This is a genomic window from Mesorhizobium sp. WSM4906 (assembly GCF_029674625.1).
Lineage (GTDB): Bacteria > Pseudomonadota > Alphaproteobacteria > Rhizobiales > Rhizobiaceae > Mesorhizobium.
Genome location: NZ_CP121355.1, coordinates 3,007,298 through 3,026,067 on the forward strand (window position 1 = coordinate 3,007,298; position 18,770 = coordinate 3,026,067).

Annotated in this window: 20 protein-coding genes and 1 pseudogene; 18 read left to right on the plus strand and 3 right to left on the minus strand. The window is 61.4% G+C overall.

What is annotated here, in order from left to right; genetic code table 11:
* Window positions 1-14 precede the first annotated feature (14 nt).
* Window positions 15-626, minus strand: a complete 612-nt coding sequence (locus tag QAZ22_RS14365; RefSeq protein ID WP_278207419.1) for a hypothetical protein — start codon at window positions 624-626, stop codon at window positions 15-17.
* Between the two features lie 95 nt (window positions 627-721).
* Between QAZ22_RS14365 and QAZ22_RS14370 the strand changes: the two genes are divergently transcribed.
* The 5 genes from QAZ22_RS14370 (at window position 722) to QAZ22_RS14390 (ending at window position 4,428) form a co-directional block, all read left to right on the plus strand.
* Window positions 722-1,159 carry an antitoxin Xre/MbcA/ParS toxin-binding domain-containing protein gene (locus QAZ22_RS14370; protein ID WP_278207420.1) on the plus strand — a complete coding sequence of 146 codons (438 nt, stop codon included), beginning with the start codon at window positions 722-724 and terminating at the stop codon, window positions 1,157-1,159.
* Window positions 1,159-1,620, plus strand: a complete 462-nt coding sequence (locus tag QAZ22_RS14375; RefSeq protein ID WP_278207421.1) for an RES family NAD+ phosphorylase — start codon at window positions 1,159-1,161, stop codon at window positions 1,618-1,620. The genes QAZ22_RS14370 and QAZ22_RS14375 overlap by 1 nt, the downstream gene beginning before the upstream one ends.
* A gap of 141 nt (window positions 1,621-1,761) precedes the next feature.
* Window positions 1,762-2,406, plus strand: coding sequence for a hypothetical protein (locus tag QAZ22_RS14380; RefSeq protein ID WP_278207422.1), 645 nt, complete (start codon window positions 1,762-1,764; stop codon window positions 2,404-2,406).
* Complete coding sequence (locus QAZ22_RS14385; protein WP_278207423.1) at window positions 2,403-3,512, plus strand: XRE family transcriptional regulator; 1,110 nt, start codon at window positions 2,403-2,405, stop codon at window positions 3,510-3,512. Before QAZ22_RS14380 ends, QAZ22_RS14385 begins: the two co-directional genes overlap by 4 nt.
* Window positions 3,513-3,516: 4 nt before the next feature.
* Window positions 3,517-4,428 (plus strand): restriction endonuclease, encoded by a 912-nt coding sequence (locus QAZ22_RS14390; RefSeq protein ID WP_278207425.1) that lies wholly within the window; start codon window positions 3,517-3,519, stop codon window positions 4,426-4,428.
* A 116-nt stretch (window positions 4,429-4,544) separates the two neighbouring features.
* Here the strand turns inward: QAZ22_RS14390 and QAZ22_RS14395 are convergent, their stop codons facing one another.
* Complete coding sequence (locus tag QAZ22_RS14395; protein ID WP_278207426.1) at window positions 4,545-5,276, minus strand: topoisomerase DNA-binding C4 zinc finger domain-containing protein; 732 nt, start codon at window positions 5,274-5,276, stop codon at window positions 4,545-4,547.
* Between the two features lie 281 nt (window positions 5,277-5,557).
* Window positions 5,558-6,640 carry a site-2 protease family protein gene (locus QAZ22_RS14400; protein WP_278207427.1) on the minus strand — a complete coding sequence of 361 codons (1,083 nt, stop codon included), beginning with the start codon at window positions 6,638-6,640 and terminating at the stop codon, window positions 5,558-5,560.
* Window positions 6,641-6,787: 147 nt separating this feature from the next.
* On the opposite strand from QAZ22_RS14400, the gene QAZ22_RS14405 reads away from it, so the two are divergent.
* From QAZ22_RS14405 to trbG, 13 genes and pseudogenes are all read left to right on the plus strand, one after another.
* A complete protein-coding gene (locus QAZ22_RS14405) occupies window positions 6,788-7,072 on the plus strand; it encodes a DUF1778 domain-containing protein (protein ID WP_278207429.1) in 285 nt (94 codons plus the stop codon).
* The gene (locus QAZ22_RS14410; protein ID WP_278207430.1) at window positions 7,073-7,606 is read left to right on the plus strand and encodes a GNAT family N-acetyltransferase; all 534 of its coding nucleotides are present in this window, start codon (window positions 7,073-7,075) and stop codon (window positions 7,604-7,606) included.
* A 172-nt stretch (window positions 7,607-7,778) separates the two neighbouring features.
* Window positions 7,779-8,113, plus strand: a pseudogene (locus tag QAZ22_RS14415) (segregation and condensation protein B); the annotation flags it as partial.
* Window positions 8,114-8,366: 253 nt separating this feature from the next.
* Window positions 8,367-10,397 (plus strand): conjugal transfer protein TraG, encoded by a 2,031-nt coding sequence (locus QAZ22_RS14420; RefSeq protein WP_278207432.1) that lies wholly within the window; start codon window positions 8,367-8,369, stop codon window positions 10,395-10,397.
* Window positions 10,398-10,515: 118 nt separating this feature from the next.
* The gene (locus QAZ22_RS14425) at window positions 10,516-10,929 is read left to right on the plus strand and encodes a CopG family transcriptional regulator (protein ID WP_278207433.1); all 414 of its coding nucleotides are present in this window, start codon (window positions 10,516-10,518) and stop codon (window positions 10,927-10,929) included.
* The gene (gene trbB / locus QAZ22_RS14430) at window positions 10,926-11,894 is read left to right on the plus strand and encodes a P-type conjugative transfer ATPase TrbB (protein ID WP_278207434.1); all 969 of its coding nucleotides are present in this window, start codon (window positions 10,926-10,928) and stop codon (window positions 11,892-11,894) included. Before QAZ22_RS14425 ends, trbB begins: the two co-directional genes overlap by 4 nt.
* An 11-nt stretch (window positions 11,895-11,905) precedes the next feature.
* Window positions 11,906-12,214 carry a TrbC/VirB2 family protein gene (locus QAZ22_RS14435; RefSeq protein WP_278207436.1) on the plus strand — a complete coding sequence of 103 codons (309 nt, stop codon included), beginning with the start codon at window positions 11,906-11,908 and terminating at the stop codon, window positions 12,212-12,214.
* Window positions 12,214-12,486: a VirB3 family type IV secretion system protein gene (locus QAZ22_RS14440; protein WP_278207438.1), complete on the plus strand. Its 273-nt coding sequence runs from the start codon at window positions 12,214-12,216 to the stop codon at window positions 12,484-12,486. The genes QAZ22_RS14435 and QAZ22_RS14440 overlap by 1 nt, the downstream gene beginning before the upstream one ends.
* Complete coding sequence (gene trbE / locus QAZ22_RS14445; protein ID WP_278207440.1) at window positions 12,480-14,930, plus strand: conjugal transfer protein TrbE; 2,451 nt, start codon at window positions 12,480-12,482, stop codon at window positions 14,928-14,930. The genes QAZ22_RS14440 and trbE overlap by 7 nt, the downstream gene beginning before the upstream one ends.
* A complete protein-coding gene (gene trbJ, locus QAZ22_RS14450; RefSeq protein WP_278207441.1) occupies window positions 14,927-15,652 on the plus strand; it encodes a P-type conjugative transfer protein TrbJ in 726 nt (241 codons plus the stop codon). Before trbE ends, trbJ begins: the two co-directional genes overlap by 4 nt.
* Before the next feature lie 33 nt (window positions 15,653-15,685).
* Window positions 15,686-17,008, plus strand: coding sequence for a P-type conjugative transfer protein TrbL (trbL, locus tag QAZ22_RS14455; protein WP_278207443.1), 1,323 nt, complete (start codon window positions 15,686-15,688; stop codon window positions 17,006-17,008).
* Window positions 17,009-17,740, plus strand: coding sequence for a conjugal transfer protein TrbF (trbF, locus tag QAZ22_RS14460; RefSeq protein WP_278207445.1), 732 nt, complete (start codon window positions 17,009-17,011; stop codon window positions 17,738-17,740). It abuts the gene before it with no gap.
* Window positions 17,730-18,758, plus strand: coding sequence for a P-type conjugative transfer protein TrbG (gene trbG, locus QAZ22_RS14465; RefSeq protein ID WP_278207446.1), 1,029 nt, complete (start codon window positions 17,730-17,732; stop codon window positions 18,756-18,758). Before trbF ends, trbG begins: the two co-directional genes overlap by 11 nt.
* Window positions 18,759-18,770 lie beyond the last annotated feature (12 nt).

An 18,770-nucleotide genomic window follows, 5' to 3' on the forward strand; every position in this document is an offset into this window, starting at 1 on the left:
CCAAATCAAGCACGTCACTGACGGTCACGGCTGCACCTGATACCGGCCATCTCGTATGCGCTCGCATCCCTAAGATCATTCCCTCCAGTCAGGCGCAGGATCTCGGCGACATAGTCTTTTGTCAGCAGGGTTTCCACGCCGGCCTTGACGGCATCATCGAGGTAAGAGATGCCGTCGGTCCCATCGCTCAGCCCTCTGGCGCTGGCTACGGCCATCTCGGCAAGGCTCGTCGCTGTCGGATGGAGAATGGTCGCGCCGATTCGGGTATAGATTACCGTCGCGATGCCTTCGAAATTCGTTAGGCTCTCGATGATGATACTGTTGGGCGTCGGCTGCTTTGGTGGCGCATAGCTTTTGGTCGATCCAACTTCGTGTAGTTCCCTTCGGTAAAGGCGGTCGGCCGCCTCTTTGGCATCGAGCTCGACCACGAGTATCTCGGCTTTTACCGGGCAGCCGAGTTCGCTAGGGACCAGCGTTGGCGCCCCTTTTCTTGTTCGACTCTGCCGCGCGAACTCCACGGGAAATGGCGTTTGACTGGCAATGCGCGAGGTGATGAAAGGCTCGATTTCGTCACCAGGATCGCCGATCAGCGATCCATACGCCAATATGCCGACCGTCCCGAGCATGCTTTCGGTACCTCCTGACCGCCCGCCGTCCTTGATCAACGGCAATCTGCCGTCTATATTTATGGCAAGTTGCCATTTGCAGCAAGGAGGCTGTCATGTCGATCGCTATCGTCGAGGAAGTCGCACGAAAGCTCGGCGGCCAGAGCGTGCTTGGCCGGGTCGTGCGTTCGCAAGCCGACCTGGCCTTGGCCGTGCGCAATAGGCTACCGCTCTCTGCCCTTCGGGGGCTTAGCCAGGCCGGAATGTCCGAGCAGGAAATTGAGACATTTGTGATCCCGCAGCGCACCCGCCGTCACCGCGCGGACAAGCAGCAGCCATTGACCGTGGATGAGTCGGATCGCGCTGTCCGGCTCTTGCGAGTCCAATCTCTGGCCGAGCAGACCTTCGCTGATCAGGAGAAAGCGAACCGCTGGCTTCGTCGGCCGCTCCTCGAACTCGGCGGTGAGACGCCGCTCGTGGTGGCGCAAACCGAAGCCGGCGCGCGTGTCATCGAGACCATCCTCGGCAAGATCGCTTGGGGCGCCGCTGCCTGATGTTCCTCTGGCGTTTGTCGGGCAAACAGTATGCTCAGGCACTCGACGGCGGCTATGGTCTTCACTTTGACGGACGCTGGAACACTGTCGGCCATGCGGTCACTTACTGCGCGACGTCTCCTGCACTCTGCGTTCTCGAGAAGCTCGTTCATGTCGAGGACCCGGCGCTCCTGCCGGAACTTGTCATGGTCACGTATGAGCTGCCAGATTCGGTAGCGATAAAGGACATTAGACTCCCGGATTTGCCGCCGAACTGGCGTCGTCACGAGGCCTGGAGTCAAGACAGGGGAGACGAATGGCATGGGGGACGCTCCACCCTGTTGTTACGCGTACCTTCGGCCATTGTGCCGGTAGCTAATTCACCGGACGTAAATGTGTTAATAAATCACAGCCATCCGGCTGCGGCCGACGTCCGAATCGTTGGCCAGGAACCCTTCTCACTCGATCCCCGACTGTTTTGAAGGCGTTGACGCACAAGACACGACTTGATCCTCCCATTTGCGAGCCTTCGTCGTGATAGTGATGGAAATCGGCGGGCACTTCTTGTTTTTCTCCCTCATCTGAGGCAGAAAAAGCGGAACTTTGGGCGATTCGAGGATTCGATGACGACACCTTCCCCGCTAGTTCTGTCGCAGCCCGATCAGGTGATTGGGCGTCTTCAGGGGCTCGGCCTGACGGAAGAAAACCTACTGCACGCTGCGCGCCGCTGGCATGTAGCCTGGAGTGGATTCACGGCGAACCACCCGCCGTTCGGAATCGGCATCGCAGCTTGGATGGAGGCGGTGGCGGCATTGCGCGAGACGACTATGCCCTTGGGCTGGGTGCGATCAGATGAGCGCAACTATGCACTTGTGATCAGCCCCGACGGCGCGATGGCAATCAGTGTTGCCACCGGCGACGCCGGAACCGGCCGGCCTGATACCAGCCCGAGCAACAAGGCCCCCAAAGGCGTCAGCACAGCTGATGCGATCTCGGTCAATCAAATCCAGTTGGAACTCGATTTGCCGGTGCCGGAACTTCCGTCATCAGATGACGATGGACCGCTGACCTGGTTCTTACTCCTCCACCGTGCACACGACGAAATTCGCTGCGAATTGTCCTTGCCTCTCGAGATGTCGCCCGATGGCAGGATCAGTCGCTGGAAAGAGCGGTTGATCCTGTCTTCGATCCCGCTCGATGGAGATATTATCGAGGTTATCGCACCGGAGGGGCCCGATCTGGATATCGACGTGAAGCGAAAGGCATGAGCACCATCGAGATTTTTAACTCGTCTCGATTGACATGGGCGCGGCGCCGCCGTGGCTTAACGAAAACGAAGCTCGCCGTCTCACTGGGCGTCGATCTGCGGTCAGTCTCCGCGTATGAGACCGGGGAATTCGCTCCGGAAGCGGACAAGCTGACCCGAATCGCGCGCGTGCTTAAGTTTCCCGAGAACTTCTTTTTCGGCGACGATCTCGAGGAGCCCGCATTCGATACCGCCAGCTTCCGATCGATGTCGAAGATGACCGCCTCACAGCGGGACACAGCGCTCGGGAGCGGCGCGATTGCGTTGCTACTCAACGAATGGATCGAAGGGCGTTTCGATCTTCCTCACGCCGATGTTCCCGATCTTGGGCGTGACGGCAGTCCTGAGGGCGCCGCAGAAGCTGTGCGGCGAGCTTGGGGCCTCGGCGAACTGCCGATCAAGAACATGGTTCACCTTTTGGAAGCGAAGGGCGTGCGGGTCTACTCGCTCGCCATCGACGCCGTTGAGGTCGATGCATTTTCTATGTGGCGGCAGGATCGTCCGTTCGTGTTCCTCAACACTTTGAAGTCCGCTGAGCATGGGCGTTTCGACGCGGCGCATGAGCTTGGACATCTCGTACTGCACCGCCATGCTGCGCCGAATGGTCAAGAGGCGGAGCAGGACGCCAATTCCTTCGCCTCGGCATTCCTAATGCCGGCAGCGAGCGTTCGTGCACACGCGCCTCGTTTCCCGACCATCGACAATCTTATCCGACTGAAGAAAATCTGGGGCGTTTCGCTCGCTGCCATCACATATCGTCTGCACAAGCTTGGTTTGCTGACAGATTGGCATTACCGCAAACTCTACATTGAGATCGCCTCGCGCGGATATCGCAAGACCGAGCCTGCCGAAGGGCCGCGGGAGGTCTCGCAAATCCTTCAAAAGGTCTTCGCAGCGTTGCGGGAAGACGGAATCGGGAAGCACGATATTGCTTGCGCCCTGAATGTGCATGCCGAGGACGTCGATGAGCTCGTCTTCGGTCTCGCCCTTACCGGTCTCAACGGATCCGGCCGTCCTCCCACGCCGAAACGTCGGCCGGAGTTAACGGTCGTATCTTCGCGGGAGTAAGTCGATGCTGGGCTTTCCTGAGGCGCAGGCCATCGAAGATCTTGCAGACCTCCTCTATGACTTCTTGCCGGGAAGCGGAAACAATCGCACGGCGTTTCCACTGGCAGCCGCGCAGGCCGGCGTCGGCGACTTGTGGGTTCCCGGCAGCAAGCGTCCGGCGATCGTTCAACTCCTCACCGCTACTCTAGAGCGACGCCGTCACCTGTTCACGAAGCTGATCATGTCGATTGTGCGCCAAGCGATGACCTATCGCCGTGGCAAAGGCAATCCGTTGACCCGTGCCGAGATCGAACGGCTGAATAGCGTGCTCCCGGGCGTCTCGTTCAAAATTCCCGAACTGCTGGATCGCGCGTTCCTTGAGAGTCTGAGCGGCACATCAGAGGTACGGCGCGAGCCGCAATCGGGCCCCCTCAGCGTAGAGCGGAGCAAGGTGCTCGCTTCACTCCTAATCGAAATCGGTCGTCTAAATCCCCAAGAGCGCGGCCTGCGTTTCGAGGGCTTCCTTAGTGAACTCTTCGGCGCCTTCGAGTTGGCGCCGCGCGGCTCGTTCCGGCTCGTTGGCGAGCAAATTGACGGGAGTTTTCGACTGGATGGGCAAACCTACCTTGTCGAGGCAAAGTGGCACGGACCGCAGATCGGCTTCGCCGACCTGATGACATTCTCTGGCAAGGTTGGAGGAAAAGCATCCTGGTCGCGCGGCCTGTTTGTGAGCAATTCCGGCTTTACCGCGGAGGGGCTTGAAGCGTTTGCGCGCGGCCGCCAGACCAATCTGATCTGCGTTGATGGCCTCGATCTTTATGAAGTGCTGGATGGCCGCGTGAGCCTAACCGAGGTATTGCGCCACAAGGACCGGCGTGCAGCAGAAACCAACCGGGCCTTCGTGCCGGTGCGCGACCTGAACCTAAGGCGAGCCTAGATGAGAAGGGCGAAAGGCTCCGCTCGTCACATGTTCCCTTCATCGAGACCTCATCATCATTGGCATTTTTCCGGGTGGATGCCCTATATTGAGGGGTAGTTGGCGTGGTCGGACGGTCAGCCGGCCACCGAACAAGAATACCTGCACCGAGGATATTCGGAGCAGCCCAGAAATTCGCCGAACCTGCCCCTCTTTCTAACGAGGTGGCCGCCACAGTTTTCTGTCGGGCATGAGGGCTTTGGCGCCTTGCTGCGATATTTCTGTTTCTTGAATTCCCAAGGATGGATGTTGTCCTTGAAGGCCCATATGCCTCGCTTTGCGCGTCTGGCCTCTTCGAGGGCATCGAGGTAACGCTGATCGGGTCCGTATCGCTCCAGAACCCAAGCCCAGCCATTGACGACCATCTCTAGCTCGATGTTTCTCGTCACGCGGAAGGGCGCCCCAAACGTTGTTATGACATGAGGGCGTGACGACGGTGTTCTGAACTCGCCGGCGGCGTAATCCAGCGTCAGATAGGGAACGCAGACGACACGGCCGTACGTGTCTACTGGCCGCCCGGTATTCATCTTCATCAAGATAGCAAGTTCGACCCACTTGCCGCCGATCAGGTCGGTGAGGAAATCCTTGGCTTCGCGGCCGCCGGGCTGTTCCATCTCCGGAGCATCGATGAATCCGAATCTTGCGGTTACCTCGATCTCGGCTTGATCCTTAGGGTTTCCTGTCACCTCGGAAACCCTGACCCGAGTTAGAAACCCGTCGCCGTCGAACACCTTCAGCACCGGAACCCTGACTGTGTCCGTTTGTGGATCCTCAGGCACAATGATGATGGGATCTACTTCTTGAGCCATTGTGTCGGCGGCAAAGGAAAACGAGACTATACCGTCCCCGTTCTTCGTTTCGGAAGAGCTAAATTAGGCCAAAATTCTGGATCCGGAGCGGGCGTTCTCGTCACCCTGGGGGCTCATCGAGCATTATCGGGCCAGAAGGGCCTATCCCTTAACAGTGCTCGCCGGAGCCGCAGAACGGACCTAGGGATATTGAAACGGACATGTTCGCTTTTTGTGCTTCGAAAGTCGCATAAAGGGCAGTCTGGAACTGGCGGAAAGACGGTTTCCTCGACCGGGATCTGTCAGCTTGCGACGGCGCTGCGCAGCAGCATGAGCTCGCCGATGTTTTCGATGATGATATAGCCGACCAAACGGCCCTTGCCATCCACCACACCGACGGCAGGTGCGGCTCCACTCTTCAGGTGTTCGAGCGCCCTGATGAGCTTATCATGGTCGCGCACCACCGGGATATTTGCCGCCATTGCCTCGATCACAGGAGTCTGACCGCCGTGCTGCTGCAGGCCGGTGACGAGCCCCTCCCGCGTCAGCACACCGCGCAGCACGCCGGCAGCATCGACGATCGGGAACTCGTGTTGCGTCGTGCGCAACAGGCCCTGTGCTGCCTCGTCGAGGGTCGCGGTCGCCGGCAGGCTTTCGAACCGGCTGATCATGACGTCGCGGACGTTAACGGCACGCGCCGCTGCCTCGAGCCCCATCGCCTGCGTTTCCGCAGTGGCGGCGAGGTAGACGAAGATGGCAACGAATATGAGCAGCACGTTGCCGGCGACGAGACCGATGAAGCCGAAGGCGAAGGCGGCGAACTGACCAACGGTCCCCGCAATCTCCGTCGCGCGCTGGCGGTTGTAGCGCGTGGCGAGCAAGGCCCGCAGCACACGTCCGCCATCCATCGGAAAGGCCGGAATGAGGTTGAACAGGACCAGCCATATGTTGACGGCAGCGAGGCGAGCCACGAACGCGACATGCGGGTTATCCATTGACATCAGCGCGTCGATACCGACGGCGGTCCCGAGCGCGACGACGAGGAAAGCGGCAATGACGACATTGACCAACGGGCCGGCGAGCGCCACGACGATCTCTTCCGACGGCTTCTCGGGTAGGCGCTCCAGCTCCGCGACGCCGCCGATCGGCAAGAGCGTGATCTTTGGAGTTCGGATGCCGTAGCGACTAGCGGCAGCGGCATGGCCGAGCTCATGCAATACCACGCAGGCGAACACGGCGCCGATGAAGCAGACGCCCTCGATCGCAGCCGACGTTCCACCCTCCTGGAAATAGGCGATACCGATCCAGGCAAGCAGCAGCAGGAAGGTCAGGTGGATGCGGATCTCGGTGCCGCCGACACGGAGGATCGGGTAGGACCACTGCATGGTGTGACTCCGTGGGGTCGGGAAGTGCCGGAGAAATAAGTACGAGCTATTCGCCGCGAAGGCTAGATTGTGAACTGCCTCCACTTAGAGCAGTATTGCAGTCTGCGTTACGGTGCCGTATATACAGTTGCAGCACAGGAGCGAGATATGGCCACCACAGTCCCGAGAAAGGAAACACCTGTCTCGATGCGATTCCGCGACGATGATCTGACGATCATCGATCGTGGCGCGGAACTGCTCGGCTTGTCGCGCACCGAATTCATGCGCCGCGCCGCATTGCACGAGGCGCAGGCGGCGATCCTCAACGAGACCGTCATCCGCCTCTCGCCCGACGCCTATGACGCCTTCATGCAGGCAATTTCCGCCCCGGCGGCCGCTCCGCCGCCGAAGGTGGCCGAACGGCTGCGACGGGCAGCACCCTGGAAACGCTAGGTGGCGCTTTCCGGCATTGAACTGCTCGGCAACACGCATCGGCTTGACGCTTTCGACTGCGGCAAGCCGGCGCTGAACGCGTGGCTCTCCGGCTTTGCCCGTACCAACCAGCAGCGAGGTTTCACCCGCGTTCTGGTCGTTCACGAGGACGGGGACGTTGTCGGGTATTATGGTCTTGCGCCAGGCGTGATCCAGCCGAACAGCGCGCCTCGGGCGATCCGCACCGGGCGGCCACCTGACCCCATCCCCTGCCTCCTGATTGGACAGCTTGCCGTCGATCATCGCTATGCTGGGCAGGGCATCGGCAGCGGCCTCGTGAAGGATGCCCTGCAGCGCTGCATCGCCGGGGCCGATATCGTCGGCGGCCGCGCAGTCGTTGTCCGGGCGATTGACGCCGAAGCGGAGCGCTACTGGCAGAGCTGGGGCTTCATCGCTTCGCGTGACAACCCATCCGTGCTTATGCGGTCAATCCAGGACGTGCGCCTCTGGATGGCGGACAAAGGGCCACTAGATTCGCGTCAATCGGTTCTTTAAGGCTCGAGTGAATCGCCCTCGCCGTCTCCAGTGTACCGCACGGAACGCATGGACAAGCCGGTTCCGACCACTCGGCGCAGCCAGCTTACCGATGCCGGTATGCCCGACAGACACCTGTGGTTCGCCCGCGCGTTAGCAAGAACGAGTCGACGAAAGATCGCGCGTCTAGCTGCACCGGAGCAAAAAGGTCTTTGCCGACGTCATTTCAGGGTGCGTTCGGCTCGGCCGCGGGGCAGGGCAGAAAAGAGCTGTCGCCCGTGGCTCTCGGCTGATGTGCTTTCCAGCCGATCACCCCAGCGTCGTGCTTCTTCGGCAAGAAGGTACGCAAGACCTGATCGGCGTGTTGCGCGCGCAGGATCTGATCGCCGCCGGGCCGCGCAGTCCGCAGCCGGGCGCGCCCTACACCTATGTGACGACGAGAACTTGTCTATCGCAGTTCGGGCTCGACACGCCGCGCCAGCTGCCGGACTCGAGGCGCTCGAAGACGCCGGCCTGCTGTCGAAGTAGAAGCATTTGGCCGGGGATACATCGGCTTGGTCGGGGAGGGCGACGGCGAAGACGGCGATCGAACGAGAGGCGTCGTTCAGGATGAGGCGCTCTGAACTGTTCGAAAAAGGGGTCACTACGACAACCAACTTAGGGCCACGCAACGGATCCAGCGTCAATGTCCTCTTCCATTGGGCTCGATCGTACGTGAGGAGTATTCCAGTTACCGCTGGCAGGCGCGATGCTTGATACATTTTCCAAACGGAGAAAGCACATGACGCCTACGAAACTACTCGTCGGCCAGATTGCTCTCGTATTTGCCATTGTCATTCTTGGCATGTGGACCGCGACCCAATGGTGCGCCCACACGCTGGACTATCAAGAGCAACTTGGAGCGCCATGGTTCGTGGCGGCTGGCTGGCCGATTTACAAGCCATGGCGACTGTTCGAATGGTGGTTCCATTTCGACGCCTACGCGCCCGAGGTCTTTGACCAGGCAGGTGCGCTTGCCGGTGCCAGCGGGTTCTTGGGCTGTGCGGCCGCAATCGCCGGTTCGCTCTGGCGCGCACGACAGTGCGGGCTGGTCACCACTTATGGCTCTTCACGGTGGGCCAAGACGCAGGAGATTGCGAAGGCAGGGCTATTTCGACCGACCGGCGTTTTCCTCGGCAAGCTGGAGGACCGATATCTGCGCCATAGTGGCCCGGAACACGTCATGGCCTTTGCCCCGACACGCTCAGGCAAGGGCGTTGGCTTGGTTGTCCCAACGCTCCTTTCCTGGACTGGTTCAGCTGTCATTCATGACATCAAAGGCGAGAATTGGCAGCTGACCTCCGGGTGGCGATCGAAGTTCTCATACTGTCTTTTGTTCAATCCGACCGATCCAAGGTCGGCGCGCTATAATCCATTGCTGGAAGTCCGCAAGGGCTCGGACGAGGTTCGCGATGTCCAGAACATCGCCGACATCTTGGTCGATCCGGAAGGTGCCCTGGAAAGGCGAAATCATTGGGAAAAGACTAGTCATTCACTCTTGGTCGGCGCCATCCTCCATGTGCTCTACGCCGAGGAGGAAAAGACGCTCGCACGCGTCGCCAACTTTCTGTCGGATCCGCAACGTTCTTTTGCCGCAACGCTGCAGCGCATGATGACGACGAACCATCTTGGAGCCGCAAACAAGCCTCTGGTCCATCCCGTCGTGGCTTCCGCGGCGCGTGAGGTGCTGAACAAGTCTGAGAACGAGCGTTCGGGTGTTCTCTCGACCGCTATGTCGTTTCTCGGTCTCTATCGCGATCCAACCGTGGCCGCGGCAACGTCGGTCTGCGACTGGCGTATTGCTGACCTCATGGATGCCCAGCGACCTGTGTCGCTCTACCTGGTTGTGCCGCCGTCAGACATCTCGCGCACCAAACCGCTGGTGCGACTGGTGCTGAATCAAATCGGCCGGCGGCTCACTGAGCGCCTCGAGGGCGATCCAAAGAAGAGCCGCAGGCATCAACTGCTCATGATGCTCGACGAATTTCCGGCGCTCGGTCGGCTGGACTTTTTCGAGACTGCGCTCGCCTTCATGGCGGGATACGGCATTCGCGCCTACCTGATCGCGCAATCTTTGAATCAGATATCCAAAGCTTATGGCGAGAACAACGCCATTCTCGACAACTGCCACGTGCGCATTGCCTTCTCATCCAATGACGAGCGCACGGCCAAACGTATCTCTGATGCGCTTGGCACTGCCACGGAACTCAGATCCATGCGCAACTATGCCGGCCATCGGCTGGCGCCCTGGCTTTCGCATGTCATGGTCAGCCGCCAGGAGACCGCTCGCCCGCTGCTGACGCCCGGCGAGGTGATGCAGCTGCCGCCATCAGACGAACTGGTGTTGGTTTCTGGGTTGCCGCCGATCCGTGCGAAGAAGCTGCGCTATTACGAGGATCAGAATTTCACCGAGCGAGTACTGCCTTCGCCGGTCCTGCACGACGGTTCCTACTGCGACTGCCCTGCCGCGCGTCCGGACGATTGGACTGGACAGCTGCGCAGCGTTGACTGCCGTCTAGCTGTCGACGACGAAAGTGTCGGAGCGGCAACTGACGACGAGGGCGGCGTTCAGCAGCAGCGTCATCCTGGTTTGCCGGAAGAACAGGCCGTCGTCGCCCACGAGCCCGACCAGGAAGATCTGTTCAAGCCCGTCGACGATGATAGCGAAGCACTCGCCGACAAGCGTGTCATAGACCGAATTTCCACCGCGACACGTGCCTACGGCATCAATGAGGGCAGGGGCGACGACAAGGACATCGTCCCCGGCTTCTGAGGCCTGCTCTGAGGCAGAGCGCAGCTCAGCGTAGATAACGGCGATAAGCGATTTCGGGCGTCTGACCGATGCTTGTTCCAGTCGCCGGCGCAACGCCGGCCTGTCGAGAACAAGCCGCATGAAGTCCCATCGCATTCGCCATCAGTTTCTGCTCGGACCCGAGTTGAGCGAGAAGCTGGACAATCTCAGCCGCGATCCATCGACCACGAAATCCGCCGTTGTGGCGAAGGCGGTAGAAGCCTTCATCGAGCGGCAGGGCGAGACTGAGCTCGATCGGCGCTACGGCGTCAGGCTCGATCGTCTTTCGCGCGACCTCGCCCACGTCAGGCGTGATGGCGAGATGATCCTGGAGAGCCTGGCGCTTTTCATCCGCTTTTCGATCACGCTTCATGCCCACACGCCGGTCCCGGACAGGGCGACACAGGCTGTTGCCCAGGAGCGGTTCGACAAATTCGTCGAGCAGGTCGGCCGGCAGATCGCTTCGGGTAAGCGCTCGCTTGGCAAAGACAAAGGCATGGGAGGCGAAGCATGAGCTCTCATCCCGAAGCCGACCATCGCCGTCGCAGTATGCTGCGCACCGCCATGGGGCCGGCGATCACCGAGGCGCTGGCCGATCCATTGGTCATCGAAGTGATGGTCAATCCGGACGGCGCGCTTCGGCTCGACCGGCTGGGAGAAGGTCGCGTTGAAACCGGCGTGCACATGCACCCGTCGGAAGCGGAACGGATCATCCGCCTGGTCGCCTCTCATGTACGTGCGGAGGCACACGCGGATAATCCGATCGTCAGCGCCGAGCTGCCATCGGGCGAACGCTTCGAGGGTCTGCTGCCGCCGGTGGTGTTGGGGCCATGCTTCGCGATCCGTAAGCCAGCGGCAAAACTCTACACGCTGGCCAACTATGTCGCCGACCGCATCATGTTGCCACTCCAGGCCGATGCGCTGAAGAAGGCTGTGCGCGAGCGGCGCAACATTCTGGTCGCTGGCGGAACGTCGTCGGGCAAGACGACACTTGCCAACGCACTGCTGGCCGAAGTCGCCGAATGCGACGAGCGGGTGATCTTGATCGAGGACACGCGCGAACTGCGATGCGCGGCGCAGGACTGCGTTGCCCTGAGAACCAGGCGGGGTTCGGTCACACTGGCCGATCTCGTGCGCTCGACGCTCCGGCTCCGGCCCGACCGCATCATCGTCGGCGAAGTGAGGGGCGCGGAAGCCCTCGACATGCTGAAGGCCTGGAACACCGGGCACCCTGGCGGCATCGCCACCGTTCACGCCAATTCAGCGCGCTCCGCTCTCTACCGCATCGAGCAACTCGCCCAGGAAGCCGTTGCCACCGTTCCGCGTCGGCTCATCGCCGATGCTGTCGACCTGGTCGTCTTCATCGCCGGGCGCGGATCCTCGCGCCGCATTGATGCGATCGCCGAGGTTACCGGTCTCGACGGCAGTGGCGACTACGCCATCACCCCGCTCACGATTCCGCAACTCCAGCAGCTTTGAAAGGTCATTTCATGCGCAAGAAGCTTCGCTTTCTTTCGTCCACCGCGCTCGCGTTTCTTCTTGTCGCGCCGGCTTACGCGGCAGGCTCCGGCATGCCCTGGGAACAGCCGCTGCAGCAGATCCTGGAATCGGTGCAGGGGCCGGTCGCCAAGATCGTCGCAGTGATCATCATCATCACCACCGGTTTGACGCTTGCCTTCGGGGACACTGCAGGCGGGTTTCGCCGGCTGATCCAGATCGTCTTCGGCCTGTCGATCGCCTTTGCGGCATCGAGCTTCTTTCTCTCTTTCTTCTCCTTCGGCGGCGGAGCGCTCGTCTGATGGTCGCGGGCGAGCAGCACGTCGAGGGCTTCGAAGTTCCCGTCCACCGGGCACTGACCGAGCCGATCTTATTAGGCGGTGCGCCGAGAGCGGTGGCGATCCTCAACGGCACGGTGGCCGCGGCAATCGGGCTTGGCTTGCAGCAGTGGATCGCCGGACTGGTGCTTTGGATCGCCGGCCACACGCTCGCAGTCTTTGCCGCAAGACGCGATCCTGACTTCGCCGCCGTGCTTGTCCGTCATCTTCGTCTGAAGGGATGGCTTGCATGCTGAACCTTTCAGAATATCGCGGCAAGGCCGACCGGCTTGCCGATCATCTGCCTTGGGCAGCACTCGTCGCGCCCGGCATCGTGCTCAACAAAGACGGCAGCTTTCAGCGGACGTTGCGGTTCCGCGGTCCGGATCTCGAAAGCGCGACGGAAGCCGAGCTCGTGGGCATCTGCGCCCGGGCCAACAACGCGCTTAGACGCCTTGGCTCCGGCTGGGCACTCTTCTTCGAAGCGGAGCGCGTCGAAGCGCTTGGCTATCCGCAATCACGTTTTCCCGATGCCGCCTCATGGCTGGTCGACGAAGAACGGCGTGCGGCCTTCGAGGGCAAGGTTGCGCATTTTGAGAGTCGCTATCACCTGACCTTGCTGTTCATGCCGCCGCCGGACAGCCAGGCGCGGGCGGAAAGCGCGCTTGTCGACTCTCATCATTCGGACGGCGAGCGAAACTGGCGCCAGGAGCTGGCGCGGTTCGGTGACGAGACCGACCGTGTCCTGGATCTTCTGTCGGGCTTCATGCCTGAAGTGCGCGTGCTCGACGATGCCGAGACGCTGACTTATCTGCACGGCACAATTTCAACCCGCCGCTATTCCGTCGCCGTTCCAGAAACGCCGATCTATCTCGACGGCGTCCTGGTCGATGCTCCACTTACCGGCGGCTTGGAGCCGATGCTGGGTGAGCAGCATCTGCGTACCCTTACCATCCTCGGCTTCCCGAACCTCACCCGGCCCGGGCTACTCGACGCGCTCAATCATCTGGATTTTGCCTATCGCTGGGTGACGCGTTTCATTCCGCTCGACAAGACGGAAGCCACGAAGACGCTGACTCGGTTGAGGCGCCAATGGTTTGCCAAGCGCAAATCGATCGTCGCGATCCTGCGCGAAGTCGTGACCAACGAGCCGGTTCCGTTGGTCGACAGCGATGCCGACAACAAGGCGCTCGATGCCGACGAAGCACTTCAGGCATTGGGCGGGGATCATGTCGGCTTCGGCTATCTCACCACGACCGTGACGGTATGGGACGAGGATCGCCAAGCCGCCGCGGAGAAACTTCGCGCTGTCGAGCGCATCGTCAACGGGCTCGGCTTCACCACGATCCGTGAGAGCGTCAACGCGGTGGAGGCATGGCTCGGCTCATTGCCCGGCCATGTCTATGCCAATGTTCGCCAGCCGCTCGTTCACACATTGAACCTTGCCCATCTCATGCCGCTGTCCTCAGTGTGGGCCGGCCCGGCGGAGAACGAACATCTGGCCAAAGTCACCCGCGCCGAAGCCCCGCCGCTTCTCTTCGCTGAAACCGGTGGATCGACACCATTCCGGCTCTCCACGCACGTCGAAGATGTCGGCCACATGCTGATCGTGGGACCGACCGGCGCCGGCAAGTCGGTGCTGCTTGCGCTGATCGCCTTGCAGTTCCGGCGCTATGCCGGCGCGCAGGTCTACGTCTTCGACAAGGGCAATTCGGCGCGCGCGGCGACATTCGCCATGGGTGGAGAGCACCACGCGCTCGGCGCGGACGGTGCGCTTGCTTTCCAGCCGCTGCGCAACATCGACGATCAGGCGGCCCGCGGTTGGGCGGCCGAATGGATCGCAGGTCTCATCGCCCATGAGAATGTCACCGTCACGCCTGAGGTGAAGGAGGCGATTTGGTCGGCACTCACCAGCCTAGCTACTGCGCCGGCCCAGGAACGCACGCTGACTGGTCTGTCGGTCCTGCTCCAGTCCAATGCGCTGAAATCCGCGTTGATGCCCTACACGCTCGACGGTCCGTTCGGCCGGCTGCTCGATGCCGATGACGATCGGCTGGCCTTGTCGGATGTGCAGTGCTTCGAGACCGAGGAGCTGATGCACAGCCGGGGCGCTGTACTGCCGGTTCTCACCTATCTTTTCCATCGCCTCGAGGAGCGTTTCGACGGCCGGCCGACCCTGCTCATGCTCGACGAGGCGTGGGTCTATCTCGACAACCCGCTCTTTGCCGCCCGGATCCGCGAATGGCTGAAGGTGCTGCGCAAGAAGAACGTCTCCGTCATCTTCGCCACACAGTCGCTTGCCGATATCGCGGGCTCTTCGATTGCATCGGCAATTATCGAGAGTTGCCCGCAACGCATTTTTCTTCCCAATGATCGTGCGGTGGAGCCGCAGGCGAGAGCGGCCTATGAGCGCTTCGGTCTCAATGAGCGGCAGATCGAACTGATCGCCCACGCCACGCCGAAGCGGCAATACTATTTGCAATCGCGCCGCGGCAACCGTCTGTTCGAGCTCGCGCTCGGTCCCATCACTCTGGCGCTTTGCGCCGCCTCCGATCCGGCCACGCAGACCCTGGTCGACAGTGTGCTGTCCGAGCACGGGCAGGACAGCTTTGCCTCTCATTTCCTGAATGCGCGCAGCCTCGATTGGGCCGCCGAGCTTCTCCAGCAGTTTCCTCAACCAGACACGGAGCAATCGTCATGATGGGACGCCGCCTTTTCACCAGCCTCGTCACTGTTTCCCTGATCGCCAAACCGATGGCCGACTACGTTCGGCCGGCTTACGCCCTGATCGTGTTCGATCCGTCGAACTATACGCAGAACGTGTTATCGGCGGCACGCGCGTTGGAGCAGATCAACAACCAGATCCAGTCGCTTCAGAACCAGGCGACCATGCTTCAGAACATGGCGCGCAACCTTCAGAATCTGGATTTTTCTTCGGTCGGACAGCTCACCGGTTCGCTCCAGCGCATCGATGGGTTGATGGAACAGGCAAGTGGCCTGAGCTTTGACCTCAATAAGCTTCAGAACCAATGGCGTCAGCAATATCCGGAAAGCTACGACGCTACGATCAAGGCCAGCGATGTGGCGAGCGCCGCCCGCGAGCGCTGGCAGAGCGCCATGCAGGCGTTCCGCCAGACCATGGGGGTTCAGTCGCAGATCACCGAGAATGTGCGCGGCGATGGCGATCTGCTTGCCGATCTCGTCAACCGCAGTCAAGGGGCGGCCGGTGCGCTCGAGGCAAGCCAGGCCACCAATCAGCTGATCGCCCTTTCGACCAAGCAGCAAATGCAGATCCAGACGCTGCTCGCGACGCAGTTTCGAGCCGAGGCCGAGGATGCTGCCCGCAAGGCGCAGTCCGAGGAAGCCGCTCGCCAGACGACAAAGCGCTTCCTCGGCACCGGCACGGCCTATCCCGGCAATTGACCATCAACTCTTCACGACGAGGAAGGCGGCGACATGAATGACCTCGGCGTCATCGATCTCTTCATGGCGACTTTTACCCGCTATATCGACAGCGGGTTCGGTCTGCTCTCCGGCGATGTGGCCTTCCTCACTACCACCCTGATCGGCATCGACATCACGCTTGCCGGTCTGGCCTGGGCGCTTGCAGGCGAGCCCAACATTTTCGGCCGGCTCATCCGCAAGGTGCTCTATGTCGGCGTCTTCGCCTTCATCCTGAACAACTTCAAGAATCTCGCCGATATCATCTATCGGTCCTTTACCGACCTAGGCATCGACGCGTCCTCCGGCAATCTCTCGGCCGACAATCTCCTGCATCCAGGCCGTATTGCCGCAACCGGCTTTGAAGGCGCCTGGCCGCTGCTCGATCAGGCGAGCCAGCTTCTCGGCTTCCCGGAAATCTTTGGCAACGCGCTCACCATCTTCGTACTGCTCGTGGCTTGGTTCCTGGTCATCATCGCGTTCTTCATTCTGTCGATCCAGCTCTTCATCACCATCCTCGAGTTCAAGCTCACCACGCTGGCGGGTTTCACTCTGGTCCCCTTCGCGCTCTGGAACCGGTCAGCATTTCTGGCCGAGCGCGTGCTCGGCAACGTGATTTCCTCGGGCATCAAGGTAATGGTCCTTGCCGTCATTGTCGGCATCGGCTCCACGCTGTTTGGCGAATTCGCATCCGCGCTGCAAGGCAAGGAACCGGACTTGGCCGCGGCCATGTCACAGGTGCTGGGAGCACTGGCATTGCTCGGGCTCGGTATTTTTGGTCCCGGCATCGCTTCGGGTCTTGTCTCCGGCGCTCCGCAGCTTGGCACAGGCGCCGCGCTCGGGACCACGGCGGCAGCCGCGGGATCAGCGCTCGTTGCCGGAGGCGCGGCGTTTGCCGGGGCGCGCATGGCAACCGGCGGCGGTCTCGCTGCAGTCCGTGCCGGCACAACCATGGGATCGGCCGCTTCCACGGCGTGGCAGTTGGGACGGGTAACCTCGCCTGACTCCGGCCTGTCAGGTGTGGCTGCTGGAATGCAGGGGTTGGCAGGAGCCGTCACCGGCGCCGCGATGCGCACAGCTCGATCTGCCACAGGAGCGTTCGGACGCAGCGCGGATGCCGGTCGCGAAGCCGCGTGGACTGCCACGGGCGGTGCACCGACTGCATCAATGAGCGGAAGCCCTGCCGGTGCTGGCCCCAATGTCGCGCCGACCTGGGCAAGGCGCCTGCGGTCCGAGCAGACAGCTCGCGCCCATCGCCACGCCGCCATGCAGGCCGTCCGTGACGGCGACAGGCCTGGAGGCAGCGCCAACCCCTCTCTCAACGACAAGGACGACTAGATGCTGTTCAAGCGACCCGTTCAACGTTACGGCAAGACACCCGAGCCGGTCACGCCGTATCAGAAGGCCGGCCAGCTCTGGGACGAGCGCATCGGCTCGTCTCGAGTACAGGCGCGCAACTGGCGGCTGATGGCTCTTGGCTGTCTGGCCTTGGCGACAGGACTCTCCGGCGGACTTTTGTGGCAGTCGATGCAAAGCCGTGTCGTGCCTTATGTTGTCGAGGTCGACCGGTTCGGCGAGGCCCGCGCCGTCGCGCCGGCAATCCGAGACTACGAACCCACCGATGCCCAGATCGCCTGGCATCTCGGCCGCTTCATCCAGAATGTCCGTTCGATCTCCACCGATCCGGTGCTGGTGCGGCAGAATTGGCTGGCGGCTTACGATTTCGCCACCGATCGCGCAGCGCTCTTTCTCAACGAATACGCCAAGGCGAACGACCCCTTCGGCCAGATCGGCACACGCAGCGTGTCGGTTCAGGTGACCAGCGTGGTCAGGGCTTCCGACAGTTCGTTCCAGGTCAAATGGACCGAGCAGGTCTTTGAGCGCGGCAGCCTGGCCAGCACGACGCGCTGGACCGCGATCCTCACCATCGTGATCCGCCCGCCAAGCAATACAGACCAGCTGCGCAACAATCCGCTCGGCGTCTTCGTCAACGCCATCGACTGGTCGCGCGAGCTCGACAGCGCAGCACCTGCATCCGTTTCCCCGAAGGAGCCCGCCAATGACAAATAAAGCCTCATCGCTCCGTACCGCGCTGGTCCTGTCCGCGTCAGCAGCCCTTGTCTCCGCCTGTGCTTCGAAACCGGTGCCGCCGCCTCAGATTTCCTATGACGATGCGGACTTCAAGCCGGCCGCAGTCGAGAAGCCGCCGGAGAAGCCGGTCAGGATCGTCGAGGTGCCAAAACCCTTGCCGTTACCCGGCCAGTTGCAACCCGATCCGGGCAAGGTCGCCGAGGACAAACGCTCCCCTGAAGAACGCGTCGCCGACGCCAACAAGGCGGCGACACAGCAACCGACCAAATACGGCTATGTCAATGCGGTGCAGGTCTATCCCTTCACCGATGGCGCGCTCTATCAGCTCTATGCCGCGCCGGAGCGCGTCACCGATATCGCTCTACAGCCGGGGGAGAAACTGACGGCCGTGTCGGCCGGCGACACTGTGCGCTGGGTCATTGGCGACACCGTCAGCGGCACCGGTGACAATCAGCGCACCCATGTGTTGGTAAAACCCTTTGCGCCGGGGCTTATTACCAACCTTGTCATCACGACGGACCGGCGCACCTACCACCTGCAGCTCCAAAGCACCGAGAAGATCGCAATGGCGGCGATCTCCTGGACCTACAGCGAGGATCAGATCGTCGCGGTTCGCCAACGCAACGCTCAAGCCGAGGAGACCATGCCGGTCGCGTCGAATGTGGCGCTCGAGAACATTCACTTCCGCTACGCGATTACCGGCGATACACCGCCCTGGAGACCGACGCGCGCTTTCGACGATGGCAGCAAAGTCTATATCGAATTCCCGCGCCGCATCGATCAGGGTGAGGCACCGCCGCTCTTTATCGTCGGTGCTGACGGGAACAACCAGCTCGTCAACTACCGGATGCGCGGCAACTTCTATATCGTCGATCGCCTGTTCGCCGCGGCAGAGCTTCGGTTAGGCACTAAGCAGCAGCAGGTGGTGCGCATCACGCGGGCAGACGGCCGACAACCATCGCCCCGTATGTCACACTTTCCGCGTCTTGGCAGGTGAGGGGGAGGGCTC